At 45.0% G+C, this 24,572-nt stretch carries 26 protein-coding genes and 1 riboswitch; of the genes, 7 read left to right on the forward strand and 19 right to left on the reverse strand.

Going from position 1 to position 24,572, the window contains the following annotated elements; genetic code table 11:
* Positions 1-14: 14 nt before the first annotated feature.
* Genes WA325_RS15815 through WA325_RS15825 form a run of 3 tightly spaced genes read left to right on the forward strand, consistent with a single transcriptional unit; the run spans position 15 to position 3,644 of the window.
* Positions 15-1,463, forward strand: coding sequence for a spore germination protein (locus tag WA325_RS15815; RefSeq protein WP_105991595.1), 1,449 nt, complete (start codon positions 15-17; stop codon positions 1,461-1,463).
* Entirely contained in the window at positions 1,432-2,529 is a 1,098-nt protein-coding gene (gerAB, locus tag WA325_RS15820) for a spore germination receptor protein GerAB (RefSeq protein ID WP_336183922.1), read from the forward strand. The genes WA325_RS15815 and gerAB overlap by 32 nt, the downstream gene beginning before the upstream one ends.
* Complete coding sequence (locus WA325_RS15825) at positions 2,526-3,644, forward strand: Ger(x)C family spore germination protein (RefSeq protein ID WP_336183923.1); 1,119 nt, start codon at positions 2,526-2,528, stop codon at positions 3,642-3,644. Before gerAB ends, WA325_RS15825 begins: the two co-directional genes overlap by 4 nt.
* A gap of 7 nt (positions 3,645-3,651) precedes the next feature.
* Here the strand turns inward: WA325_RS15825 and liaR are convergent, their stop codons facing one another.
* The 11 genes from liaR to WA325_RS15880 form a co-directional block, all read right to left on the reverse strand.
* A complete protein-coding gene (gene liaR / locus WA325_RS15830) occupies positions 3,652-4,287 on the reverse strand; it encodes a two-component system response regulator LiaR (RefSeq protein ID WP_024122798.1) in 636 nt (211 codons plus the stop codon).
* Positions 4,265-5,347, reverse strand: a complete 1,083-nt coding sequence (gene liaS, locus WA325_RS15835; protein ID WP_105953864.1) for a two-component system sensor histidine kinase LiaS — start codon at positions 5,345-5,347, stop codon at positions 4,265-4,267. Before liaS ends, liaR begins: the two co-directional genes overlap by 23 nt.
* Positions 5,344-6,072: a cell wall-active antibiotics response protein LiaF gene (liaF, locus tag WA325_RS15840; protein ID WP_105953865.1), complete on the reverse strand. Its 729-nt coding sequence runs from the start codon at positions 6,070-6,072 to the stop codon at positions 5,344-5,346. The genes liaS and liaF overlap by 4 nt, the downstream gene beginning before the upstream one ends.
* Before the next feature lie 34 nt (positions 6,073-6,106).
* On the reverse strand, positions 6,107-6,979 hold the full coding sequence (gene liaG / locus WA325_RS15845; protein ID WP_336183924.1) for a LiaG family protein: 873 nt from the start codon (positions 6,977-6,979) through the stop codon (positions 6,107-6,109).
* Positions 6,980-7,078: 99 nt separating this feature from the next.
* Positions 7,079-7,759 (reverse strand): stress responsive protein LiaH, encoded by a 681-nt coding sequence (gene liaH / locus WA325_RS15850; RefSeq protein WP_336183925.1) that lies wholly within the window; start codon positions 7,757-7,759, stop codon positions 7,079-7,081.
* Between the two features lie 26 nt (positions 7,760-7,785).
* Complete coding sequence (liaI, locus tag WA325_RS15855; RefSeq protein WP_095714047.1) at positions 7,786-8,166, reverse strand: cell envelope stress-induced membrane anchor protein LiaI; 381 nt, start codon at positions 8,164-8,166, stop codon at positions 7,786-7,788.
* 162 nt (positions 8,167-8,328) lie between these two features.
* Positions 8,329-9,597: an MFS transporter gene (locus tag WA325_RS15860; protein ID WP_101864069.1), complete on the reverse strand. Its 1,269-nt coding sequence runs from the start codon at positions 9,595-9,597 to the stop codon at positions 8,329-8,331.
* Positions 9,598-9,773: 176 nt separating this feature from the next.
* Entirely contained in the window at positions 9,774-10,355 is a 582-nt protein-coding gene (locus WA325_RS15865) for a cob(I)yrinic acid a,c-diamide adenosyltransferase (protein WP_217827975.1), read from the reverse strand.
* Between the two features lie 22 nt (positions 10,356-10,377).
* Complete coding sequence (locus WA325_RS15870) at positions 10,378-11,715, reverse strand: ABC transporter ATP-binding protein (protein ID WP_248339569.1); 1,338 nt, start codon at positions 11,713-11,715, stop codon at positions 10,378-10,380.
* Entirely contained in the window at positions 11,715-12,776 is a 1,062-nt protein-coding gene (locus WA325_RS15875) for a FecCD family ABC transporter permease (protein ID WP_336183926.1), read from the reverse strand. Before WA325_RS15875 ends, WA325_RS15870 begins: the two co-directional genes overlap by 1 nt.
* Positions 12,739-13,692, reverse strand: a complete 954-nt coding sequence (locus WA325_RS15880; RefSeq protein WP_336183927.1) for an ABC transporter substrate-binding protein — start codon at positions 13,690-13,692, stop codon at positions 12,739-12,741. Before WA325_RS15880 ends, WA325_RS15875 begins: the two co-directional genes overlap by 38 nt.
* A gap of 102 nt (positions 13,693-13,794) precedes the next feature.
* Positions 13,795-13,933: riboswitch (cobalamin riboswitch) on the reverse strand.
* Between the two features lie 154 nt (positions 13,934-14,087).
* Between WA325_RS15880 and WA325_RS15885 the strand changes: the two genes are divergently transcribed.
* Positions 14,088-14,879: an SDR family NAD(P)-dependent oxidoreductase gene (locus WA325_RS15885; protein WP_105953872.1), complete on the forward strand. Its 792-nt coding sequence runs from the start codon at positions 14,088-14,090 to the stop codon at positions 14,877-14,879.
* Between the two features lie 42 nt (positions 14,880-14,921).
* Here WA325_RS15885 and WA325_RS15890 read toward each other — a convergent pair whose 3' ends face one another.
* The 5 genes from WA325_RS15890 to sigO all read right to left on the reverse strand — a co-directional run bounded on the left by WA325_RS15890 (position 14,922) and on the right by sigO (position 19,251).
* Positions 14,922-15,800 carry an SMP-30/gluconolactonase/LRE family protein gene (locus WA325_RS15890; RefSeq protein ID WP_105953873.1) on the reverse strand — a complete coding sequence of 293 codons (879 nt, stop codon included), beginning with the start codon at positions 15,798-15,800 and terminating at the stop codon, positions 14,922-14,924.
* Positions 15,801-15,869: 69 nt separating this feature from the next.
* Positions 15,870-17,612 (reverse strand): ATP-binding response regulator, encoded by a 1,743-nt coding sequence (locus tag WA325_RS15895; protein ID WP_105991584.1) that lies wholly within the window; start codon positions 17,610-17,612, stop codon positions 15,870-15,872.
* Positions 17,609-18,328, reverse strand: a complete 720-nt coding sequence (gene yvrH / locus WA325_RS15900; protein ID WP_105991583.1) for a two-component system response regulator YvrH — start codon at positions 18,326-18,328, stop codon at positions 17,609-17,611. The genes WA325_RS15895 and yvrH overlap by 4 nt, the downstream gene beginning before the upstream one ends.
* A gap of 152 nt (positions 18,329-18,480) precedes the next feature.
* The gene (rsoA, locus tag WA325_RS15905; RefSeq protein WP_202853403.1) at positions 18,481-18,717 is read right to left on the reverse strand and encodes a sigma-O factor regulator RsoA; all 237 of its coding nucleotides are present in this window, start codon (positions 18,715-18,717) and stop codon (positions 18,481-18,483) included.
* A 3-nt stretch (positions 18,718-18,720) separates the two neighbouring features.
* The gene (gene sigO, locus WA325_RS15910; RefSeq protein ID WP_202853410.1) at positions 18,721-19,251 is read right to left on the reverse strand and encodes an RNA polymerase sigma factor SigO; all 531 of its coding nucleotides are present in this window, start codon (positions 19,249-19,251) and stop codon (positions 18,721-18,723) included.
* A 205-nt stretch (positions 19,252-19,456) separates the two neighbouring features.
* On the opposite strand from sigO, the gene WA325_RS15915 reads away from it, so the two are divergent.
* The 3 genes from WA325_RS15915 to WA325_RS15925 all read left to right on the forward strand — a co-directional run bounded on the left by WA325_RS15915 (position 19,457) and on the right by WA325_RS15925 (position 21,355).
* Positions 19,457-19,612 (forward strand): YvrJ family protein, encoded by a 156-nt coding sequence (locus WA325_RS15915; RefSeq protein WP_024122815.1) that lies wholly within the window; start codon positions 19,457-19,459, stop codon positions 19,610-19,612.
* A 119-nt stretch (positions 19,613-19,731) separates the two neighbouring features.
* Positions 19,732-20,889 (forward strand): oxalate decarboxylase, encoded by a 1,158-nt coding sequence (gene oxdC, locus WA325_RS15920; RefSeq protein WP_202853404.1) that lies wholly within the window; start codon positions 19,732-19,734, stop codon positions 20,887-20,889.
* Positions 20,890-20,953: 64 nt separating this feature from the next.
* A complete protein-coding gene (locus WA325_RS15925; RefSeq protein ID WP_105953877.1) occupies positions 20,954-21,355 on the forward strand; it encodes a YrvL family regulatory protein in 402 nt (133 codons plus the stop codon).
* 33 nt (positions 21,356-21,388) lie between these two features.
* Here the strand turns inward: WA325_RS15925 and WA325_RS15930 are convergent, their stop codons facing one another.
* The 3 genes from WA325_RS15930 to WA325_RS15940 are packed head-to-tail and all read right to left on the reverse strand — an operon-like array spanning position 21,389 to position 24,474.
* Positions 21,389-22,618, reverse strand: a complete 1,230-nt coding sequence (locus tag WA325_RS15930; RefSeq protein WP_105953878.1) for an ABC transporter permease — start codon at positions 22,616-22,618, stop codon at positions 21,389-21,391.
* On the reverse strand, positions 22,611-23,297 hold the full coding sequence (locus tag WA325_RS15935) for an ABC transporter ATP-binding protein (protein ID WP_227598728.1): 687 nt from the start codon (positions 23,295-23,297) through the stop codon (positions 22,611-22,613). Before WA325_RS15935 ends, WA325_RS15930 begins: the two co-directional genes overlap by 8 nt.
* Positions 23,281-24,474 (reverse strand): efflux RND transporter periplasmic adaptor subunit, encoded by a 1,194-nt coding sequence (locus WA325_RS15940; protein ID WP_336183928.1) that lies wholly within the window; start codon positions 24,472-24,474, stop codon positions 23,281-23,283. Before WA325_RS15940 ends, WA325_RS15935 begins: the two co-directional genes overlap by 17 nt.
* Positions 24,475-24,572: the final 98 nt, after the last annotated feature.

A 24,572-nucleotide genomic window follows, 5' to 3' on the forward strand; every position in this document is an offset into this window, starting at 1 on the left:
AAGAGGTGACCTCGTTGGAACAAACAGAATTTAAGGAATATATACACGATAATTTAGCATTGGTGCTTCCAAAATTAAAAGAAAACGATGATCTGGTGAAAAATAAAAAAATGCTGGCGAACGGACTTGTTTTTTACTATCTCTACTTTAGTGAATTGAATGACCAGCAGAAGGTTTTAGAATCGATCAAAACCTTAATCAAGGATGAGGAGACGCTGACGCTTGAGCAGGTCAAAAAACGCCTCGACCAAATTGACGCAAGGCCGGTAGAAACGGCAGAAAAAACGGTTAAGGAGATTCTCAGCGGCAATTGTGCGGTGTTTGTTAATGGACTCAATAAAGTCTATATCCTGTCCACAGGAAAGAAACAAACAAGAAGCCTGGCAGAGCCGACGACTGAAAAAGTGGTTCGCGGACCAAAGGTTGCGTTTGTGGAGGATATCGACACAAATCTTGCTCTGATTAGGCAAAGGACCTCTCATCCGAAACTCATTACCAAAAAAATCATGATTGGCGATAACAAACTGAAGCCGGCGGCGATGATGTACATTGAAGGCAAAGCAAAAAAGTCCGTTGTGAAAGAAGTAAAAGCGCGGCTTAACAATATCAAACTGGAGGATATCCAGGACAGCGGAACGCTAGAAGAACTTATTGAAGATAATAAATACTCGCCATTTCCGCAAATTCAAAATACGGAAAGGCCCGATAAAGTGTCGTCCGCCCTGTTCAACGGCCGGGTTGCGATTTTGGTGGACAGTTCCCCATTTGTGCTTTTGGTGCCGGTTTCACTCGGTATACTGATGCAATCTCCGGATGATTACTACGAACGCTGGATCTCGGCATCCCTTATCCGGTCGCTGCGTTTTGCTTCTATATTTATCACCTTGTTTTTGTCATCAATTTATATCGCACTCGTGTCATTCCATCAAGGGCTCTTGCCGACCGCGCTCGCCGTCACAATTTCAGCAAACAGGGAAAACGTGCCGTTTCCTCCGATATTTGAAGCCTTGCTGATGGAAGTAACCATCGAGCTGCTGAGGGAAGCCGGGCTGCGTCTCCCCAATCCGCTCGGGCAAACGATCGGCCTAGTCGGGGGCGTAGTCATCGGACAGGCAGCGGTAGAAGCGAATCTGGTCAGTTCGATTATGGTTATTGTCGTCAGTGTCATTGCCCTAGCATCCTTTACCGTTCCCCAATACGGAATGGGGCTGTCTTTCCGGGTGCTGCGTTTTATTTCGATGTTTTCCGCCGCAATACTCGGGCTGTACGGGATTATTTTATTTATGCTGGTCATTTATACGCACCTTACGAGACAAACGAGCTTTGGATCTCCGTATTTTTCGCCAAATGGATTTTTCAGCCTGAAAAATACAGAGGATTCCATTATCCGTCTCCCAATTAAAAACAAACCAAAAGAGGCGAATAATCCAAATGAGCCAAAAACAGACTCCACTCAAACTTAATACCTTTCAAGGTATTTCTGTTGTTGCAAATACAATGCTCGGTGCTGGTCTTTTAACATTGCCCCGAGCGCTGACCACTAAGGGTAATACTCCTGACGGCTGGATCTCGCTGATATTAGAAGGTGTCATTTTTATTTTTTTCATTTATTTAAACACGCTCATTCAGAAAAAACATCAATATCCCTCACTGTTTGAGTATTTGCGGGAAGGCCTTGGGAAATGGATTGGCAGCATCATCGGGCTTTTGATCTCCTGCTATTTTATCGGCGTGGCCAGTTTTGAAACCAGGGCGATGGCTGAAATGGTGAAGTTTTTCCTGCTGGAGAGAACGCCGATTCAGGTCATTATTATAACGTTTATCTGCTGCGGCATCTATTTAATCGTTGGGGGGCTAAGTGATGTTTCGCGGCTATTTCCCTTTTATTTAACGGTTACGATTATTATTTTGCTGATTGTGTTTGGGATCAGTTTTAAAATTTTTGACATCAATAACTTGCGCCCTGTTTTAGGTGAAGGCTTGGGCCCCATTGCGAACTCCCTTACTGTTGTTTCGATCTCATTTTTAGGAATGGAAGTGATGCTGTTTCTTCCTGAACATATGAAAAAAAAGAAATACACATTCAGATACGCGGCTATCGGATTTCTGATTCCGATTATTTTATATATCCTGACGTATATCATCGTTGTCGGGGCTTTGACAGCTCCTGAGGTGAAAACGCTGATCTGGCCGACCATTTCTCTCTTTCAGTCTTTTGAGCTGAAAGGCATATTCATTGAACGGTTTGAATCGTTTTTGCTAGTCGTTTGGATTATTCAATTTTTCACAACGTTTGTCATTTACGGGTATTTTGCCGCTAACGGGCTGAAGAAGACGTTTGGATTATCGACTAAAAAAAGCATGGTTCTCATTGGCGCGGCTGTCTATTATTTTTCTTTGTGGCCGGATGACGCCAATCAGGTCATGATGTATAGCGATTATCTCGGATACATTTTCGTCTGCGTGTTTTTACTTCCCTTCATTCTCTTTTTCATTGTAGCTGTCAAAAGGAGGATTACAGCAAAATGAAAATCCGGATTTTATGTATTTTCATATGCACCCTTTTGCTGTCCGGATGCTGGGACAGCAAGAATATCGAAGAATTAAGCTTGGTGATCGGAGTAGGCTTAGACAAGCCGGATGATCATAATTTAGAACTGACCCAGCAGATTCTTGTGCCGAAAAAAATCAGTTCAAAGGAAGGCTCTTCATCTGATCCGACACAGATTGCTGTCACAAAGGGTGAAACGGTTCATCAAATGATGAGAACGTCGGCATTAAAGCACAATCCTACGTTTTCACAGCATTTGCGTCTCATTCTGATTTCCAAGAGCGTGATTGCGGATCATATTGGAATGGACGCGATCATTAACCAGTTTGTCAGAGACAACGGAACAAGGAGGAGTTCATACGTCTTTGTCACCGATGACAGAACTAAGGATATATTTAAAATGAATGATCAAGGCGAACCCGCATCCAATGTAATTTACGATCTGACAGAGAATAATGCGGTCACGATCAGAATGATGGAGCCTGTTACATTGGGGGAGATCTCAGAACACTTGACCTCTGACGATTCGTTCCTCATCCCTCATGTCGGTAAGGAAAACGGCAAACTCGCAATAAACGGAGCTGCTATCATAAAAGATAAGTTATGGAGCAGAAATTTAACACCGGGTGAAGTTCAAAATATTAACTTATTTACCGGCGCGGTCAAAGGCGGCGTCATTGATTTGAGACGTAATGGCTATCTTTTTTCTTACGAAGTGTATTCCAGCAATCGAAAGGTCAAGACATCCTACAAGGACGGAAAGTTTACATTCACCGTCACGCGCAATATTGAAGGGCGTTTATCCGAGGACTGGAATCCTGATGAAGATTCGTTTAAGGATTCATATATCAAAGATATTGAAAGAACAGTCGAAAAACGATTAGAAGACACAGTCACAGCATTTATTAAGGGCACGCTGCAGAAAGAGATCAAAACAGACGTGACCGGACTGGGAAACGAAGTCAGAATCCATTATCCTCAGAAATGGAAAAAGATCTCAAACAAATGGGATGATTATTTCAGCAATGCGGAAATAGAATATCATGTCAATGTGGTCGTCAGAGACTTCGGAACGAAGGGCGCGTCCAAATAACGGACGCCTATTTTACGAGGTGATTGCGGTGTGCGTAGACGGCTGCCTGTGTCCGGTCGCTGACATCCAGCTTTGATAAAATATTGGTGATGTGGGTTTTGACTGTTTTGATCGTGATAAACAGCTCCTCCCCAATTTCTTTATTTGTTTTTCCTTCTGCAATCAGACAGAGAATCTCAAGCTCCCGTTTCGTGAGGGATTCATGCGGGAGCGCGTTTTCGCCTGAGTGGCGCAGCCGGGATAATACTTTCCCCGCCACTTTTGATTCAAGCTTTGGCTCTCCCTTGCTTGCGGCACGGATCGCATCAGCGATTTCGGCCGCTTTTGACGTTTTTAATAAGTAGCTGAGCGCTCCCGCTTCAATGACCGGGTACACTTTGTCATCATCAATGAAGCTTGTGAGCACAATAATTTTCGGATCGGAAAGCTTCTGGCAAATTTGCTTTGTCGCTTCAATGCCGTCCATGCCTTCCATGACAAGATCCATTAAAATCACATCAGGCTTTAATTCAACAGCAAGCTGTACACCCTCGCTGCCATCAGATGCTTCGCCGATGACATCAATATCGGGCTGTGCTTCCAAAAATGCGGCGAGCCCCATTCTGACCATTTCATGATCATCAATCAACAATACTCGAATCACGTTCGTTCTCTCCTTTTTCTTCCGGGAAAATCGGGACCTTTACTTCGATTTGTGTGCCTTTTCCTTCAACCGAGATCACCTCGGCGACTCCGCCTATTTCGCTTGCACGTTCTTTCATCGAATTCAAGCCATAGGATGACGCTTTTACCCGGCCCATCTTGAATCCTTTTCCGTTATCAATGACCTTCAGCCGCAGCTGGTTGTTCTTTGCACCGAGGATGACAGATACTTTTGAGGCTTTTGAATGCCTGAATACATTCGAAAGGGCCTCCTGTACGATCCTGAATAAATGATCCTCTACTCCTTTGGAAATCGGTGTATCCTGTATGTCCCACTCGATATCAAGCGGCTGTTTTTTCCGGAACTCGTCCAAAAGCTCCGTAAGACCCTCCTTCAGCCCTTTCCCTTCGAGCGTCACTGGCCTTAAATGGAGCAGCAGCGCCCTCATTTCATTTTGGGCTTCTCCCGCCATGTGCTCTACCATCTTGATCCGTTTCACAGTTTTATCATCCGTATCTTTTACGTGTTCTAATACGGCGGAGGTCATCATGGATATCGCAAAGAGCTGCTGGCTGACAGCATCGTGCAGGTCTCTTGCCAATCGCTGGCGTTCTTCTGTAATGACTGATTTCTTCATTTGCACCTGCCATTCAGCCCGTTCATTTGAAAGCTTTTGGAGGGAAGCGACTTGAAGTTCAACCCGCTTCGCCATTTCATTCAGCTGATCGGCTGCAAGCCCGATTTCATCGTCCCCGAGCGGAGGAATTCGATAAGCGAAGTTACCGTTTTCAAATGTTAAAATCGATTCGATCAATGTATCGACCCTTGTTTTCAGCCGGTTGCCGTACATGTAGCCTGACGCAAAACCGATCGTAAGGCTGATCAGCACCAAAATCAGGATAAACGGAATCCCGAACCAGCTTGACGACAGCAGCACAAACGGATCGAGCCGATAGTAAACCATCATAAAAGAAATCAAGCAGACAAAAAGGAGCAGACTGATTCCCGTTGTCATGCGAATGGCGCGCCACTGGAGACTGGCAAGCAGTTTTTTTCTCATACGTATTTCACATCCACATCACCGATAAATAGGGAGACGGATACTTTTACCCGGCGTTTGGACTCGCTGAAATCAGAAGACGCGGCGTATACCTTTGTGCCTAATCCGCTTTTCTTCGAGCCGATCAGATTAATGTCGCCGATAAAAACGGACGAGCTGACAGCCACTTCAAGGTCTGATGGAACATAAATATCAACGTTTCCGATCACTCCGCTGATGACAATCGTGCTCTCGCCCTCCGGAATCATCGCTTTTGACAAGTCGATTTTCACATCGCCGATAAAACCCGATACATTTAAATCATTCAGGTCAAACGGCTGCTTCATCATCAGCAGCTCGCCGATAAAAAAGCTTCGCATGTCAGGGTGTTTCACATCTTTAGGAGGCTCGGACTGTTTTTCTTTTTTCGTTAAGTCGATAGGCTTCTCATTCGGTTCAAAAATTGGCTTTCCTTTCACAAGCCGGTAGCCTGCGTAGATTAAAAATGCGGCAAACGCGTAGCCAAATAAGTTAAAGGTAATGCTGAACAGATTTTTCAAAAATAAGAAAGCGGCAAAGATATACATGACGGACCCAAGCCAGTCACGGGAGTACTTTTTTAAAAAAAAGCCGGCAATCAGAAAAAAGAGCGGCCAAAACAGCAGATCGCCTATTCCGATAATTTGCAAAAACATACTGATGCCAAATAAAGCAATCATAAGTCCAAGAAGCTGTTTTTTTGTCATTCTGGTTGTTCCGCCTCCTTTCTTCTGCCAGATGCTACTGTATCGCTACATCCCCGCTGTCTGTTTTAATATCAACTAGATGCTGGCCGCTTCCATGTGAGCCTGTGATTTGATGATGATCTTTATGTGCTGTATCAGCAAATGGATACGCCGAGCTAACGCTTCCGCTCTTTGAAGCCGCATTGACTTTGAAACTGCCGTTTTCGGGAAGCTCCAGATACACATCACCGCTCGTTAATGTGACAGCTGAAGAGCCTGCTACCTTTTCTACATCCGCACGAAAGTTTCCTGATGTCATCCGTACATCAAGTGAGCCTGAAACACCGTCCAAGTTTGCGTCGCCTGAAGTTAAGCGGATGCCGGCTGTTTTAGCGTGTGTATTTGATATCGACACATCCCCGGAAGAGCCCTTCATCTTCAGCTCCTGGAGGCGGATACCCGTTACGTCCATATTTCCGCTTGCAGATGCTGCGTTCAGCTCGGAAAGCGTGAGATGTTTGTTACCGGCTACAGACACGTCGCCGCTTGATGTTCTCACAACCAAACCGCCTTTGTACGTGTATGGAATGCGGACGACAAGGGAAGAGCGATGAAATCCATTCAAAAATTGAAATTCTTTTTCCTTTGCCGTCAGCTCCAGCTTTCTTCTCTTTTCAGCCACAAACAATTTCCCGGAGTCACCTGAGATGGTTGCTGATATGTCATTACGCTCTTCCGCTATGATCTTCACATTCTTGTGATCCGATTCAATGATTACGCTTTCGATCTCATGCGGTGAAGCACTGGCTGAGTCAGCTTCAGTGCCGTTTATGAATGAAAGACCTTCAGCAAGCACGTCTTTGATTACAACTGCGGAAAAAATAAGAATACCGGCAATGATCAGCAGTTTGCCCAGCATTTTTTTCATTTGTTTTCATCCTTCTCATTCATTCTATTATAAAGGAAAAGCCTGTGAATTGATACGCGCGGAAGGGAAGGACTTGACGAAAACCCTTCCCTGTCCCGCTTATTCATTTGCTGCATGTGAAGTTTGATCTGATTTTTTCAATGAGAGTTCCCGCATCTTTTCGATTTCAGCTTCTACTTCACCTGCAAATTCACTTCGGCTCGATTCTGTGCCGGCTTCCGCTGATTTCGAATAATCAGCACGGATTTCCATTTCCTCAATTCGGTTTTCAATCCGCAGAAATTCACGATACGCGCTTTCACTGTCAATTTTGTCGAATGTCGCGTTCATATGCTCCTTTGCTTTTGCGGCATTTGCCCGGGCAATCAGCGCCTGTTTTTTATCCTTTACGTCCTGAAGTCTTGTTTCCAGTGTGGCCAGCTGTTCTTTCAGCTCAGCCAGCTGGCTGCTTGCCTGTTCATAGGAAGCTTTGTGCTCTGCTGCCTTTCCCTCTAAATACTTCATTTCTGTCAGCGCTTTTTTCGCAAGCTCTTCTTCACCGGCATCAAAAGCGAGCTGAGCTTGATTCTTACGCTTTCCAGCCACTTCATTTGCTTCTTCATATTTTTTCTTAAATTGATAGGCAATCGTATGCTGTTTGACGATCGTTTGTTTTGCTTTTGCAATATCGCTTTCCATATCACGAACGTATTGATTCAGCATCATCTTAGGGTTCTCCAGTTTATCCAAGCCTTCATGAACTGACGCAACAAACATATCTCTCATTCTTTTTAATACCATACCGTTATTCCTCCTCATATCATGTGTTATTTTTTCTTTAAGAAATTTTCCCATTCGTCATCAAAATGAGACTGGTAGCCGGCAGAAGCTGGCTCAGGATCAAAGCCTGACACATCGCTTTCCGCGGATCCGTTTTTCATCAGTTTCCAGCCGTAATACACCATAGCGGCTGCGAGTGCAATTCCGACGAGAAACGGCAGTGAGCAAATGAGCATCATCGCCCCGATTCCGCCCAAGATGATACCTGTAATGGTTTTGCCCGCTGCGAATCTTTTGATTCCCGCGTATGTCAGCAAGCCTCCGATCACAAGCGGAATCATAAATCCGAAGCTGCCTCCCCCAAAAAAGACGGAGATTCCAAATACAATTAATAAGAATCCGCCTATCGTTTTCTTGTTGATCTTCATGCAGATCCTCCTTTCGTTTTCCTTGTCTTCATCTTATACAAAACAGAAGATGAGCAAAACGAATCAGAGATTGATTTTTGGATAAGACCAGAGTCGTAGACAGCACCGGACCCAGCGGCATAAAAAAAAGCCATGCACGAGGCATGGCTTCTTCAAAAACCTTTACAGATGAACACTTGCTTCCCTTTCTTTTACCAAATCGGATTGTTCTGCTTTGGCCAGCTTTGTAAACAGAAGGATTCCGATACCCGCGATAATTTCCACAACTCCCCCGGCAGCGATCACCTTTCCTGAACCAAAAGCATTTGCGGCATATCCGCAAATGACAGCGCCGGCCGGAATCGAAATATTTGAGATCATATGTATGACGGCATAAACTTGCGGCTGGTCCTCGCTATCGACAGATGTCTGTATAATCGTATACTCAGGAACGTTGATCGCACTGACTGCAGCGCCAAATGTAAAGGCGGCGAAAAAGACGAGCGGCAAAAAGGTATTCATTCCGGTAATAAAGAAAGCGAATCCTTCAATAATGCCTGCCGTTACGAAAAGCAGTCCGTACTTGTTTACTTTTACTTTTGTCAGTACAAATCCCAATAAAAACGCGCCTATTGCGGTGGTTGCTTTTAATAGCGAATATACAATCGGCTGTCCGTTTAAATCCTCCGCAACATACACAGCGGAGAGAGCTTCCCAAGGGGCTGCCGCGAAATTCATAAAAATACAATAGATAGCGAGCGGATATAAGATTTGGTGTTTTCTGACAAGGACAAAACCGCGTTTCAGTCTGCCAAAATATGTACCTCTCTGTGCAACGGCCGCTGATTCCGATTTTGTTTCAACAGCAGTGTATTTGATAAAGAGAACAAGAAAACCAGAAATAAGATAAAGTACGAGAGCCATAAGCATTGTATATGAAGGACTGATAAACGTAAGGAGAGCGCCGCATAGTGTCACAGCTCCAAGCCGGACAATTTGGGCGGACGACTGCAGCACAGCATTTGCTTTTTGAATGCCCTTTTCATCTACAATTTGAGGGATTAAAGCAATGGAAGCAGGATTGTAGGCAGCGCCAGTAGCTGAATGCACAATCATAAGAGTCATAACAAACCACAGCGGAGAGAATCCGCCGAAATGGCAGATCGGAATGATTAAAACAACCGCGGCTCTTGTCAGGTCTGAAAAGTACATCCAGAATTTCAATGTATTCTGCTTCATGAAAGGACCCGTCACAGGTGCTAAAACGGCTTCCGGCAAAAAGGTGACAGCAATCAATAAAGCAGTTCCGATCGCACCTTCACCGTCAAAAATTAAAAACCATAATATCGAATTAAATGCGAACATATCGCCGGAAATCTTGACTATTCTTGAGAAAAAAAGAAAGTTGAAATTTCTCTTCCAGACGCTATCACTTTCAATGAGTCTCACCATCTATCAGAGCCCCCCACTGCCTATTTTTTACATCATTTTGTTACAATATCTCATTTTTCCATTTTTCAGTCAATAATTCATAAGGTTCATTTTTTGTCGTAAAAAGGGAAATTGACAAAATGAAAAAAATAAAAAGCCGGCATGTATTGAAAATGCCAGCTTTCATTAATGTGTTTTTATGATCCGCTGCTGTTTCGATCGCGAAACACAATAGCGCTTCTTTCATACTCCACATCGTCAATACCGCTTCTCACGTTGACAACCCGTGCTGCGGCAAAGAAATAGTCGGACAATCGATTGAGATAACGGAGCACCATTTCATGGATCTCTTCCGTTTTCATCAGCGCCACCACTTGGCGTTCCGCCCGCCTTGTAATGGTGCGCGCCACATGGAGAAGCGAAGCGGCCTTTGATCCGCCCGGAAGTATAAATCTCTTTAGTTCAGGTGCCTCTTCTGTATAGGCGTCAATGCGCATTTCTAAAAAGGAGACGGATTCTTCCTTCAATTTATAGTCTCTTTTTTCTGTGATGATTGCCAGATCGCCCCCGCAGTCAAAGAGCTCGTGCTGAATGTTGAGCAGCTCGGCCGTTAGATCCTCAAAGCCGCGCTTCCCGGAAAGTTCAGCCAAAGCCAGTCCGACAAAACTGTTCAGCTCATCAATCGTGCCGTAGCTTTCTACTCGGAGGCTGTCCTTGTCTGTTCTGCCTCCGATTAAACTCGTTTGCCCGTTATCGCCTGTTTTTGTATATAGTTTCATCTTATCTGTCTCCTTTACAGACTTATTCAAGCAGGTCCGCAGCCGCCCGCACACATTCAGCTGTCCCAAACCGAATCAATTGATTCAGCCGTTTTTCTATGGTTTCTGAAGATGTCTCTTCAGTTTGTGTCGCTGCAACGAGGATTTCTCCATGTTCATCCTGTTCACCGCCCAGCACTTTCATGCGCTCGGCTTCTGCCCCCATGACAGCCCTGACGAAGAATTGGTCTGTCGCAAAGCCGTTGATCAAAATCCATATCGAAAAGCCGGACATGACACAAATACAAACGGACAGCTCTTCGTCTTCAAACGTACGGCACACAAGCCGGTCAAGTCTGCCGGAGGAGGCCATCGCACAGGTTTCCTGCGGATAAAAGCTGTTTTCAGATAAATAGGCTGAAAGCTCCTCTTTTTGATCTGACTGGGCAGGCAGCCGTTTATGGAGAAACGTCCGGTTCCAAGAAAAGCCTGAACCGACAGGAGCAGAAGACAGCGTGCGGAGCGGGATTTCCGTTTGCAAGAGGATCTCGTCGCGCCGCACTTGCAGCAAAGTTTCAAACGGAATCGCCTGCTGCTTTAGGGTACAGTTTTCAGGCTGAATTGCAATAAGCGGTTTAGGCAATTGATGATGGATGAAAGTGCTGACTTTCGTGTTATACAACGCCTTAATGTGCTCTTCTGTGATGGCGGTTTCCGGTTTTTGCTTAGGCCCGGCTGTTCCGTTTTTTATAAAGACGATTTCATCACAGTACAGGCTAGCGGTGTTCAGATCGTGAAAAACACTGACAGCAGTCAGCCCATTTTCTCTCGTCAGGCGCTTGATAAGATCGAGCAGTTCTTTTTGATAGGCCAAATCCAGAAAATTAGTCGGTTCGTCTAAAAATAAAATGCGCGGCTGCTGCGCCAGTGCTTGAGCCAAATAAACCCGCTGCTGTTCGCCCCCGCTTAGTTCACGAATCGATTTCTCAGCGAAAGCGAGTACCCCTGTTTGTTCCATCGCATTCCGAATAATGGCTTCATCCTCTTCAGTCTGCTGGCTGAACAGCCCTTTTTGAAATGGATATCTGCCGAAGGATACGGTTTCTTTGACAGTGAAGCTAAAGGCTTGATCTGTTTTTTGCGGCAGAACTGCCATCATTTGCGCCAGTTTCTTCGGTTTATATTCAGTGAGTGGTTTGCCAGCCAGACAAACGGAGCCTTCTATTGCCGGAAGTGTCCCTGTCAGCAAGTGAAGCAGTGTTGTTTTTCCGCTCCCGTTCGGTCCGAGAATGCCAAGAAATTCTCCCTTCTTCACTGTTAAACTGATATTTTTAATCAGCCGGCTGTCTCCGTAACCTCCCGACAGCCCCTCTGCCTTGATCATAAGCTTCTCCCCCCGCGATGCTGCCGAATTAAAATCAGAGCGAAAACAGGAGCTCCCGCTAAGGCTGTAATAATGCCGATCGGCAGCTCAACCGGTTCAATCATTGTTCTCGAAAGCAGATCGGCCAAAACGAGAAATCCCGCGCCAAGCAAGGCAGACAGCGGCAATAAATGCCGATGATCCGTTCCCCACAGCAATCTTGTGATATGCGGAATCACAAGCCCGACAAATCCAATGGTGCCGGATACAGCCACAGCACTGCCTGTCAGCAGTGACCCTGCAATTAAAATCAGCATTTTTCTATGCTGGACGCTGACCCCGAGAAGCCTTGCTTTCTCCTCTCCATAGGTCATCACGTTGAGTTCTCTTCCGTTTATGATCAGGAGCATGGTTCCTAAAAGAAAAAACGGGAGAAACAGGGCAACGTAGCTCCAGCCTCTCATCGAGACGCTGCCAAGCAGCCAATGCACAATCGGCAGCAAATTATCGCCTGTCAGAGCAATGATGAGAGAAATAAATGCGCCCAAAAATGAATTGATGATGACACCGATCAGAATAAGCGTAGAGACAGACATCGAAGCGTGAACGAGGCGGCTGAACGAAAGAACAGCCACAATCGTGACAAGCGCTGCAGCTACACTTACAACCGGCAGTGTAAAGCCTCCGATGACAGGGAATTGCAGTCCAAAAAATAAGGTTGAAACCGCCCCGACGGAAGCACCGGACGAAACACCGAGCGTATACGGATCAGCGAGCGGATTTTTTAAAAGTCCCTGAAAAGCAGCCCCTGCGATAGAAAGAGCCGCCCCCACAAGGGCGGCCAGCACGACTCTCGGCAGTCTGATATTCATCATAATATTTGTATACATTGGATCATAGGAGCCGGCAGAGCCGCCAAAACCTTCATGCCAAAAGATATGAAAGATGGCGGATATCGGAATGGGCAGACTGCCGCAGGAAATGCCCAATATGATACTGGCAGCTAAAAATAAGAAACTGATGCTATAAGCAGCAAAGCGATTATTCTTTAAACGTATCCGGGTAGATGCTTTCCGCAAGTTCTTCGACCCCTTCGATCAGACGCGGACCTGAACGTGTGACGAGATCAGGATCAACATCATAAACGCGATGATGTTTCACAGCATTGATTCCGCTCCAGCCATCGCGTTTTTCCACCGCATCCGCTTTCACACCGTCCGTTGTGACAATGGCGTCTGGATTCAGCTTTACGATGGCCTCGTCTGTCATTTGCACCCAGCCTTTTTGATCCGCTGCAGCGTTTTTAGCATGGATGACATTCAGCATTTCATTCATAAATGTGTCTTTTCCGGTTGTGTAAATGTCAGGATCGGGCGAAACCTCAATAAAGACGCTTTTTTCCTCGCCTTTTGAAATGGATTTCGCTTTTTCTTTAATCTCCTGCAGGTCTGATTTCATGCTGTTGACCAGTTGGCCCGCTTTTTTCTCAGCCCCGGCAGCTTCACCGATCATTTCGATTGATTTGTATACCTCTGCGAATGATTGTGCATCATTGACAGTCAGCACAGCAATGCCAGCGTCCTTCAGCTGCTTGATGGCATCTGCTGAGGCTGACATGGAAGATTCATGGGCGAGAACGAGATCAGGTTTAAGAGAAATGACTTTCTCAACGTTTACATTCATATCCCCAACCTTCTCAACCTGTTTGACTTCCTTTGGATATGTATCGTTTGTTGTGACGCCGACCACTTTGTCACCGAGTCCGAGAGCATATGTAATTTCCGTGTTGCTCGGCATTAACGAAACAATTTTTTTCGGCTCCTTTTTGATGGTAACATCCTGGTTTGACGCATCATCAATTGTGACAGGGAACGCTTCAGACGCGGCAGTCTTTTGCTTCGCATTGGAATCCTTCTCATCTGCCGCATTGCCGCAGCCTGAAATCATAATGGCGGTCAGCAGAAGCGCCGTCCATATTGCGGCTAATTTTTTCATACCCTTTCCTCCTAAATGAACTAAAAAAGCATCTCTACGATGGTAAAGACGCTGTAAACAACAAAAAAGCCTATTGTTTACACATCATCTGTCCTCGCAGATTTCGTGTTTATCAAACAGGCAGGTATCCTGGCTCTTGGCGCAAAGGCCAATTACAGTGGCGGGACCGCACCGGCTTTTACCGGTTTCCCTATTAAGCCGGCTATTTTCACGTACCGGCACCTGTTTGACATTCGTATCCTTTTTCGGAGTTATTATACTATATGGCTGACAGGCTTGTATATGCAGTATGAATGACTTTTCCGCCGCTGCATGTATGGAAGCAAAATTCTCGTAAACACTAAATTTCATCTTGTATACTAAGTAGCATGATCAATAAAAAAGGAATGATTCTTATGGACTTACAGCTAAAAGACAAGCTTGTCTTAATCACAGGCTCAACTTCCGGCATCGGGAAAGCCGCAGCGAAAAGCTTTTTGCAAGAAGGTGCAGCCGTTATAGTCAATGGCCGAAAACAAGAGACAGTCGATCGCACGGTTGAAGAGCTTTCTTCATATGGAACGGTGCATGGAGCAGCCGCCGACTTATCAAAACCGGATGAAGCAGCAGTTTTTCTTGAAAAAGTGAAACAGATCGGTGATATAGATGTTCTTGTCAACAATCTCGGTTTCTTTGAAGTGAAGGATTTCGCCGATGTAACGGATGAAGAATGGAATCAATATTTTGAAGTAAACGTGATGAGCGCTGTTCGGACAAGCCGTCACTTCCTTCCAAAGATGCTTGCCAAAAACAGCGGCCGCATTTTGAATATCGCAAGTGAAGCAGGCGTCAAACCGCTTCCGACTATGATTCCTTATTCAATGACCAAAACAGCGCTGATCAGCCTGTCCAGAGGAATGGCTGAAATGACGAAGGGCACAAAGGTTACGGTTAATTCAGTGCTCCCGGGACCTACTTGGACAGAAGGCGTTGCTTCCTATATGGAGGGCGCCGCAAAGGCAGCCGGCCAGGATACAGATACATTTGTGAAAGACTATTTTAAAGTGAATGAGCCGACTTCACTCATTCAAAGATACGCAACAGCCGAAGAAGTCGCGAGCACAATTGTATTCCTCGCATCTGATGCCGCATCTGCCATTAATGGCACGGCACAGCGTGTGGAAGGCGGAATTATCCGTTCACTTTAAATGCAAAAACGCATCCGTTTTCGGATGCGTTTTTTTATAACTTTATAATTCCCCGGCGAATGGAACCGGCTGGTATCCGCCCGTTTCAAGTTTTGCTGAAAACAATCCGCCCGCATGAGGCTGTTCATATCTTTCTGTTTCGGTCATTTGTTCAGTAGCTGTTGTGATGTAAAGGGTTTTCATGTCCTGGCCGCCGAACGCACAGCACGTGACATATTTGGCCGGAACACTTATTGAATCAATTTCTTTTTTCTGAAAAGGATCAATGTGAACCACACGGCTCCCGCCAAACAGCGCCACCCACAGCATGCCGTTTTGATCAATTGTCATGCCATCCGGCAGTCCATCCGATTTTTCAAAACGATAGACGGTTTCTGGGTTTGAGACGTTTCCGCTTTCGGGATCGTATTGATAGCACACAATCTCCTGCGTCGGCGTGTCAATGTAGTACATCAGGCTGCGTTCGCGATCCCAATCCAAACCGTTCGAGGTTGAAACTTGATCTTTCATTTTGACAAGGCTGCCATCTGTGTCCAAACGGTAAAGCGAGGCTTGTTTTTGTTCGCCTTCCATGCTCGTCGTCCCTGCCCAAAGCCTTCCGTACGGATCACATTTGGCGTCGTTAAACCGAAGGCTCTCATGCATATCCTTCGGCTGTTTGATTTTTTCAAGACTGTCATCATGAAGATGATACAGGTAAAAACCGTCTTTCATCGTCATGATCAGCTCATCCTTTGAATATTTCGCAAGCGCCGTCACAAAGGATGTAAATTTGACCGAACGATTGATTTTTTCTTTAGGATCGAAAATATGGAGCTCGCTTCCTAAAATATCAACCCAGTATAGACGGCCGTTTTCTTCATCCCATAACGGACCTTCACCGATTACTGCCCTAGTGTCTGCTTCTAATACTGCATCCATGTGTAACACCTCTTTAGCTTCAGTCTATATATTGTTATTCCCGGCAAAGAGGTGTCCAAACCACACACCTTATTCTTTTTTGAAAAGGATGGTAATGACGGAGCCGATATTGATCCTGCTGTTGACGTGAATCGTTCCGTTATGCAGGTGCACCAGCTCTTTGGCAATCGCCAGTCCAAGCCCCGTCCCGGCAGACGGATCTTTCGTATTGGTTCCTCTGTAATAACGGTTAAATAAATGGGTGATCGTTTCCTCATCCATTCCTTTGCCATTGTCTTTGACCTTCAATGAAATATGATTTTTTGTCTGTTCAAGAATCACCTGAATCGCTGTTCCTTTATCGTTGTGCTTCACAGCATTTCCGAGCAGATTTTCCAGAATGCGTCTGAACCAGGCTTCATCCAGCGCAAATTCAATATGCTCTTCTCTTGATACAAATGAAATATCATATCCTTCAGAAAACGGATTTTTCTTGAAGTCCTCAATGACATTTTTAAAAAACGGAATGAGGCTCGTGAGCTTTCTCTCCATCGGCAGAGCGTCATTTTTCAGACGATACGTTAAATTTAAGTCCTCGATCAGCTTTGACATGTATTCCGATTTCTCTCTGACAACCTGTCCCATTTCTTTCACTTCCTCAGGAGACCAGTCGTATTGCTTCGATTCAAGCATCATGCTGTATCCGTAAATGCTGCTGAGGGGTGTTTTTAAATCATGAGACAAACCGGCAATCCATTCTTCCCGTGTTGCCTGGATTTTTTCTCTGTTTGTCTTATCCCGTCTCAGCGTTTCAGTCAGCTGATCCATAGATTCAAATATCTCACCGAAGAAGCGGTACGGCTGTTTGATTTTTCCCTTTTTGTTTTTACTGACAGGGCGCCCTTTACGGTTTTTCGGTTCTTCAAGCTTCCCTTTTGATAGATTGACAAGCCATTTGATTGTATGAAAAATCGGCAAGCCGAATCTGAACATATACCAGGCAGTCATCCAGAATATATAAAGAATCAGAACGCCCATAATCAGAAACATCGCTTTCAGGACAACCCTCAGAAACGATTTATTAAACTCCTGGTCAGTAATATAGACAGGGTTTGGCACCGAAGCGACCATCCACCTGTTTTGATCGAGGAATTTAACAGAAATCTCCCGTTTATAGTTCCATGGTTTAGAGCTGTATTTGAGAAGCTCCAGCTGGTTCATCGTTTTTCTTTCGCTTTTCTTGCTGTTAATGCTGTCGAGTATGTTCCCGTTTCTGTCTAACAGATACACGGCTCCTTTTTCACGCTTAATATAGTCAATTGTACTGGACTTATATTGTGACAAAGAGTCGATGGAGGGTTCACGGCTTTCAATGGAAGTCAGCAGCTGTTCGCTCTTTGATTTCCAGCCGAACAAGAGGAGGTACGACTTGTCTTCAATATTGATTGCCCAATAATTCAGCTTATAGTTATCAAGCTTCTTGCTTTTATAAATAGACAAAAGCTCCTTCTTAGTGTAGGTGCCGGGCACGTCTTTCGGCACGCTGTAGGAATAATCCGTTTTTCCATTAGAATCAATGATTTGCATCCAGCCGTGCTGTTTATCAACAGATTTCTTCAGAAAATCGTCCACTTCCCATGACCCGTCTTCGTTTACATCGAGATACGCCTCAAGCGTGTCAGTCGTTGCCTTTGTCAGCCCTGAATTGGATTCCGCATCGCTGAATCGCGCGTCTAAATAGAAAAAGGAAGCCACAAGCATGATGGAAAGAAGAAGGATAACAATCAGCATCTGCCCGAAAAAGTGAAACAGAAACTTCCACCTTAACCTCATGGGCGCTTTCCGTTTCCTTCTGGACTCGGGATAAAACGGTATCCGAGACCGCGAACGGTTACGATATATTCCGGATTGCTCGGGTCACGCTCAATTTTTTCCCGAAGCTTGCGGATATGAACCATGACGGTATTGTTATCTCCGTACGAAGGATAGCCCCATACTTTTTCATAAATTTGATCTTTAGAAAGCACCACATTGGGATGTTCACAAAAATACTGAAGCAGCTGCAAAAGCTGAGCCGAACAGGCTACAGTTTCCCCGCCCACAATCAGCTCGGCATTTTGCGGAGAAAATGTAAAGTAATCATATGTATAGGTTTTGTTTGAGTCAGCTGCATTCGACTGATACGTACGCTTTAAATGCGCTCTGATCCGCGCGGCTAATTCCAGCGGATTAAATGGTTTTGTAATATAATCATCAGCTCCGACCGCAAAACCCGATAATTTGTCAGCGTCCGATGATCTCGCCGTCAGGAAAAAAATCGGGGCGTCTGAATACTCCCTGATTAATGTGCAGGCCTCAAAACCGGTCATTCCGCCCATCATGACATCCAATACGATTAAATCAACCTTATTTGTCTTGACAACCGGAATGGCTTCCTCTGCACTTGCCGCATCCAGTATATGTCGATAACCTTCTTTTTCGAGAACGCGTTTGATCATATCCACAATCGCTTTCTCATCGTCTACGATTAAAATTGACGCATTTTCCACTTTTATGTTCCTTTCTGTCACTGTTTTTTTTCATCTTATCATTATATCGTTTCTTTTTGGTACATTTTTGAATAGGAGGGCTCTTGACGGGGGTGAACAGCAGGAAACGGGAACCTGCAAAATGTTCCCGTTTTTCTTAGAATGAGATATCGTTATGAGTTCTCGTCTACCATATACAGAATAAACTCCCAAAATCCCGGAACATCCTGACACAGAAGCATATCAGCCTTTTCAAACATTTTGATTTTCAGCTCCTGCTCCAAATCTTCTCTTTCTTGATAGGACGTATTGCTGAGTTTTTTTCTGATCATCGGTGAAAAGCATGCAATCAGATGCTCAATGTCGTACATTTCATCTTTATTCCTATGATGTTCAAACTGGCCGCTCACAGTTTACTTTTCCCCCTTTTTTTGCGCCTCTAGCTGCTTTCTGATATTTTCTAACCCCTTTTTATGAATATTAGAGATATTTTGCCGGGACTCACCTAATGAATCAGCGATTTCCTGCATCGTGGCACCGTGAAGATAGACTTTTGTCAGCACGCTTTTTTGTTTGTCAGTCAGCTTCTGGATCGCTTGATAAAGCTGATAATCCTGGACATGCTGGCTCAAATCATCCTGCAGGTCTAAAAATTCCTCAAACGCGTCACTTCCCGCTTCGGAAGGAAGTCGTTCCCCTGCTTCCGGATGATCAACCGTCAGCGGATACCGTTTTTGATTTTTGCGAACCCGCTTATCAAAATCGATGGAAAAAATCCGAATCATTGAATTCATATACTTGACGATGCGAATCTCCTTATAAAATTGCTTGAATTGCTCGTCCAACGATTTTGCATCCTTTTCATTCGGGTTTTCCATTACATTTTTGAACAAACGGTAATGCTGAGGGTTGCTCAAAAAATGCTTCACGATGGGATGCTTCATAATCTCCTTACATTTCGATCGCAACAGACCTTGATAGTCCATCAAACCGCCTCCCTACTAAATTAAATGAAGGAAAGCAAAAAAAAGTAAACTACTACTTTCAGACTAGCGCTTGCTGAAGCAAACCTTCCAGTCATGGTTTACGATTTCTTGGATTCCCTTCACTTACTTACATGACTGCACAAAAAGGAGGGAGGTGTTTTTCATGGATCAGGTTTTTATAGAGGAAGTCGTCAAGCAGATCAGCAATCTCGGGTTCCCGGCACTGATCGCGATGTACCTGCTGACCCGTTTCGAGAAAAAATTCGATCAGCTCATTGAACTGATGACAGAGCTGAAAGATCAGAAAGCGAAACATTAATTTTGTATCGAAGTTGACTTTTCATCGGTTTTTTTCACTTAACAAGACAGAAGGGAAAACGAAAGGCCTTTCACATTCTCTTTCTGCGCCACAATTATTTTTAAGGAGGAGACAGGAAAATGAAAAAACAAAACGACATTCCCCAGCCAATCAGAGGAGATAAGGGAGCGACAGTGAAAATCCCGCGTAATATTGAAAGGGACCGGCAGAATCCCGATATGCTCGTACCGCCGGAAACCGATCATGGCACCGTTGAAAATATGAAGTTTTCTTTCTCAGATACTCATAACCGTTTGGAAAAAGGCGGGTACGCCCGTGAAGTTACCGTACGTGAGCTGCCGATTTCAGAAAACCTGGCTTCTGTTAATATGCGGCTGAAGCCAGGCGCCATTCGCGAGCTTCATTGGCATAAGGAAGCAGAGTGGGCTTATATGATCTACGGGAAAGCACGCGTCACGATTGTGGATGAAAAGGGCCGCAGCTTTATTGATGATGTAGGCGAAGGAGATTTATGGTACTTCCCGTCAGGCCTGCCGCACTCGATTCAAGCGCTTGAAGAAGGGGCAGAGTTCCTGCTCGTGTTTGACGACGGGTCATTCTCTGAAAACAGCACGTTCCAGCTGACAGACTGGCTTGCCCACACCCCTAAAGAAGTGATTGCCGCTAATTTTGGCGTAACAGAAAAAGAAATCGCGAATTTGCCAGGCAAAGAAAAATATATATTTGAAAAACCTGTGCCCGGCTGTTTAAAAGATGACATTGTAGAAGGGCCGTACGGTGAAGTGCCTTATCCGTTTACGTACCGCCTTCTTGAACAGGAGCCGATTGCATCAGAAGGAGGAAAGGTGTACATTGCGGATTCGACAAACTTTACAGTGTCTAAAACCATTGCATCTGCGCTTGTAACCGTGGAACCAGGCGCCATGAGAGAGCTTCACTGGCATCCGAATACGCATGAATGGCAATATTACATCTCCGGTAAAGCGAGAATGACTGTTTTTGCTGCTGACGGCCATGCGAGAACCTTTAACTATCAAGCCGGGGATGTTGGTTATGTTCCATTTGCGATGGGCCACTACGTAGAAAACCTCGGTGATGAACCGCTCGTCTTTTTAGAAATCTTTAAAGATGACCATTATGCCGATGTGTCTTTAAACCAATGGCTCGCAATGCTTCCTGAAACCTTCATCCAAGAACACCTTGACTTAGGCAAAGAATTTACGGATGTCCTTTCAAAAGAAAAGCATCCGGTTGTGAAAAAGAAAAGCAGCAAATAAAAAACTGGCAGCTTGCAGAGAGCGCTCGTTCTCTCTCTGCAAGCGCTGATAAGGAGATGAACCAGTGATACATCAAAAGTATTTATTACGGCAGGCCGTACAGTATGTGCTGGCAGCGGCGGCTGTGTTATTTTGCTATTTTACAATCATTCTCTGTGTCTTTTCTTTGGCGGGAACGAGCTACCGATCAGCTGCTCATGTCCTGCTTTTTGCTGTGTTATTTCTTGTGCTCGGACTATGCTTTGAACCTTTTGAACGGCTGATGATACATAGTTTTACGTTTTTTAAGACTGGAAAACGAGCTTTTATCCTTATGGCCGGCACCGTCCAGCTGCTGTTTTTATGGATGACCGCTTATACGGCAGATCAAATGATTCATAACATTTGGCTGTCAACCACAGAAGAAATGATCCTAGCAGCCGTTTTTCTTATTTTGGATAAATGCAATTCAGCACTGCCCAAATAAAAAAAGAACGCCATCCGATTGGATGCGTTCTTTTTATTCATATCGAAGCGCGTCAACAGGCTGAAGCTTCGATGCCTTAATGGACGGCAGCAAGCCGAAAATAATGCCGACTGCCATTGAGAAAATGAGTGCTCCGATAACTGCCGGAACGGAGATGATAAAAGGCATCGGAAAGATAACCGTGATAAGTTTAGCGATGCCAAAGCCCGCCAGCACACCGAGAATTCCGCCAATACTTGTCAGCACGACGGCCTCTGTTAAAAATTGAAATAAAATCACGCGCCGCTTGGCACCGAGCGCCTTCTTAATTCCGATTTCCCGCGTGCGCTCCGTCACTGAAACAAGCATAATGTTCATGACACCGATGCCTCCGACCAAAAGCGAGATGCTGGCAATTCCGCCAAGCAGCAGAGCAAACGACTGGTTAAAGGACTCCACTTCCTGAGCGACCTCCTGAAGATCCATCACGCTGTACTCCGCTTTTTCCAAATCAGCATCTGAAAGTCCTTGATTTAGAAGGTCCGCGGCCATTACACCGGCTTCTTGGATATGCTCAGAAGAGTCTGCCTGCACCGCAATCTGTGTCGGCGCGTCAAATCCTTCAATAAGCGGCCACACTTTTTTCGGCACATATAAAACCGGATTCGCATAGTCGCCATCAAACATGCTTTCTTCCTGTTTCTTTTCATGAAAAACACCGGCAACCCGGAACGGCACACCATTCATCTCAATGTTTTTGTGCAGAGCGTCACCGTCAGGAAACAGCTCATCTCTTGCGGCCTCATTGATCATAACCACTTGGTGTGTGCTGTTTAATTCTTTTTCCGCCAGCTTTCTCCCCTCAGTGATGCTGATCGGGAACATATCGAAATAATCAGCATCCACTCCGTACACTTGAGGATAAGAAACGTTCGTTAAGTGAAAAACGGTGGAGCCTTCGGACAAGTAATATAAAGATAATCCTTTTACAACCGGGTCTGATTTTATTGTCTTAATGGTTTCTTCAGATACAGGGGGTGCGGACGTGTAAGAAACCTCCTGGTAACCGCCTTCCTCCTCCCCGCCTGTTGGCTGGTACACAACATTAATCGCGTTATTTCCCATGCCGATCATGCTTTGCTTTAATTGCTCGCTTTGGCCTTTCAGCATAGAGACGATCGCAATGATCGCCGCTATACCGATAATGACACCAAGCATCGTAAGAATCGACCTCAGCTTATGCGAAAAAATAGATTGAAAGGAGATCCGAATATGTTCAAGCATGGCTAATCCCTCTCTCGTCTAACACTAATTCTCCGTCTCTGATAAACACGGTTCTGTCGGCTTTTCTGGCGACGTCCGGGTCATGGGTAATCATAATGATCGTTGTGCCTTCATGATGCAATTGTGAAAACAGCGACAAAATTTGTTCACTTGATTTTGTATCAAGCGCCCCGGTCGGTTCATCTGCCAGAATAAACCGAGGCTGATTGACAAGGGCTCTGGCAATCGCCACCCGCTGCTTTTGTCCGCCGGACAGCTTTGGCGGCTTGTAAGAGATCCTATCTTTCAAACCAACCTTTTCAAGAGCTTCATAGGCTCTTTGCCTTCTTTCTTTTTTCTTTACCTTATTGTAAATCATCGGCAGCTCGACATTTTGCAGTGCGGTAAGGCGCGGCAGCAAATGAAAGGTTTGAAACACAAACCCGATCGATTCGTTGCGAATGTCAGCCAAAGCACCGTCTTTCCCTTTTAATACATCCATCTGGTCCAGCATATAGGTTCCGGAGGTCGGCCTGTCCAAACAGCCTATAATATTCATTAACGTAGACTTCCCTGAACCGGACGGCCCCATAATGGCCAGAAATTCACCAGCTTTGACGGTGAGATTAATATGCTTTAAGATCGGCACCTCTTCTTTGCCCAGCTTGTACGATTTAGAAATATTATTCAGTGTCAGCATTGACTGTAACCTGCTTTCCTTCCTTGACCGCTGGATCAGGATAGATCACATAATCTTCCGGTGTCAGGCCGCTTTTGATTTCGACCATGTCACTTTCGTCTGTCTCTCCGATTTCAACAGGCTGTTTAACCGCTTTCTGCTCCTCATCCGTCTTCCAAACGTATGGTTCGCCATCGTCCTGGATAATCATGTCGGACGGCAGCTTAATCGTATTCGCATCTGCTTCGTCACTCATAACTTCAATATTGACATGATAGCCGACTTCAAGGCCCTTATGGCTGTCCAATAAAACAGTGAAAGGATAGTTAGAGGATTGGGGATTCATTTCTTCTTCAGCATAACTTTCTGACTCTTCCCCCTCGCCTGTTCCAGCAGGAAGCTTGCCGATTGAAGTAATCTTGCCTTTCCACTCGCCTTCACCGCCTGTTTTCAGCGTAACTCTGACTTTGCTGCCTTTTTTAATCGTGTCCATTAACAGCTCGTTGATTTGGCTTTTCACAAGGTATTTGCCCGTTGAAACGATTTGGATATACGGGCCTGCTGCCTGATCACCCGTTGCGCCGTCCGCAATATCCTGATTGACGCTCTGAACGATACCGTCATGCTTGCTTGTGATCACATTTGAACCTTTGTTTTTTGTAAGTGCAGCCAGTTCTTTTTGGTGCTGCTTCAGTTCAAGCTGGCTTGTCTTTAAATCAAAATTGGCCTGGTCAAGCTCGTCTTGAAGCTGTGCTTTCTCGTCTTTTCCGGCTGTCTTCAGCTTCTTCTCAGTTTCTGCTATTGATTTTTGCAAGCGGCTGATTTGAAGGTTTGTCATTTCGGTTTGTAAATTGCTTTGCTCAATTTCGTCAGAATGATCCTCGCCCTCGTACTCGAAAAGCTTATCGCCTTTTTTAACCTTATCGCCTTCTTTGACGTACGTTTTTTTAATGCTTCCTTTCTCTGAATCTATGTATACTTTTTGCTGTTTCTCTGGTTCAACTTTTCCCGAAAACGATTGGGCAGATTCAGATTCACCGCCCATATACACCGCGACCGCTTCAGCATAAGGCTCCGATGATACGGCAACTTGGTTCATGTGAGTAAAAAAGTAAAAACCGCCGGCGCCGATCCCCGCCAGTAGGAGCACACCGGCACATATCGAACCGGCAATAAGCCATTTTTTCTTCTTGGACACAATGATCTCCTCTTTCTGTAATCTTCGTAATATTTTCGAAACATTCTAACCAATATTATCTATTAATTCAAATAGACTTTCAATCTTTTTCTTCAAAA

The sequence above is a fragment of the Bacillus sp. 205(2023) genome (genome assembly GCF_037027485.1).
Classification (GTDB): Bacteria; Bacillota; Bacilli; order Bacillales; family Bacillaceae; genus Bacillus; species Bacillus halotolerans.

What these genes read in the sequence shown, in the direction of transcription:
- liaS (WP_105953864.1), bottom strand. Translation starts at nt 5,347, where the DNA reads ATGAGAAAAAAACTGCTTGCCAGTCTCCAGTGGCGCGCCATTCGCATG.
- WA325_RS15890 (WP_105953873.1), bottom strand. Translation starts at nt 15,800, where the DNA reads ATGGATGCAGTATTAGAAGCAGACACTAGGGCAGTAATCGGTGAAGGT.
- liaI (WP_095714047.1), bottom strand. Translation starts at nt 8,166, where the DNA reads ATGAAGATCAACAAGAAAACGATAGGCGGATTCTTATTAATTGTATTT.
- WA325_RS15915 (WP_024122815.1), top strand. Translation starts at nt 19,457, where the DNA reads ATGGATCAGGTTTTTATAGAGGAAGTCGTCAAGCAGATCAGCAATCTC.
- liaH (WP_336183925.1), bottom strand. Translation starts at nt 7,759, where the DNA reads ATGGTATTAAAAAGAATGAGAGATATGTTTGTTGCGTCAGTTCATGAA.
- WA325_RS15935 (WP_227598728.1), bottom strand. Translation starts at nt 23,297, where the DNA reads ATGCTGACACTGAATAATATTTCTAAATCGTACAAGCTGGGCAAAGAA.
- WA325_RS15860 (WP_101864069.1), bottom strand. Translation starts at nt 9,597, where the DNA reads ATGGTGAGACTCATTGAAAGTGATAGCGTCTGGAAGAGAAATTTCAAC.
- liaG (WP_336183924.1), bottom strand. Translation starts at nt 6,979, where the DNA reads ATGAAAAAAATGCTGGGCAAACTGCTGATCATTGCCGGTATTCTTATT.
- gerAB (WP_336183922.1), top strand. Translation starts at nt 1,432, where the DNA reads ATGAGCCAAAAACAGACTCCACTCAAACTTAATACCTTTCAAGGTATT.
- WA325_RS15885 (WP_105953872.1), top strand. Translation starts at nt 14,088, where the DNA reads ATGGACTTACAGCTAAAAGACAAGCTTGTCTTAATCACAGGCTCAACT.
- WA325_RS15930 (WP_105953878.1), bottom strand. Translation starts at nt 22,618, where the DNA reads ATGCTTGAACATATTCGGATCTCCTTTCAATCTATTTTTTCGCATAAG.
- oxdC (WP_202853404.1), top strand. Translation starts at nt 19,732, where the DNA reads ATGAAAAAACAAAACGACATTCCCCAGCCAATCAGAGGAGATAAGGGA.
- WA325_RS15825 (WP_336183923.1), top strand. Translation starts at nt 2,526, where the DNA reads ATGAAAATCCGGATTTTATGTATTTTCATATGCACCCTTTTGCTGTCC.
- WA325_RS15895 (WP_105991584.1), bottom strand. Translation starts at nt 17,612, where the DNA reads ATGAGGTTAAGGTGGAAGTTTCTGTTTCACTTTTTCGGGCAGATGCTG.
- WA325_RS15865 (WP_217827975.1), bottom strand. Translation starts at nt 10,355, where the DNA reads ATGAAACTATATACAAAAACAGGCGATAACGGGCAAACGAGTTTAATC.
- sigO (WP_202853410.1), bottom strand. Translation starts at nt 19,251, where the DNA reads ATGAAGCATCCCATCGTGAAGCATTTTTTGAGCAACCCTCAGCATTAC.
- liaF (WP_105953865.1), bottom strand. Translation starts at nt 6,072, where the DNA reads ATGACAAAAAAACAGCTTCTTGGACTTATGATTGCTTTATTTGGCATC.
- WA325_RS15880 (WP_336183927.1), bottom strand. Translation starts at nt 13,692, where the DNA reads ATGAAAAAATTAGCCGCAATATGGACGGCGCTTCTGCTGACCGCCATT.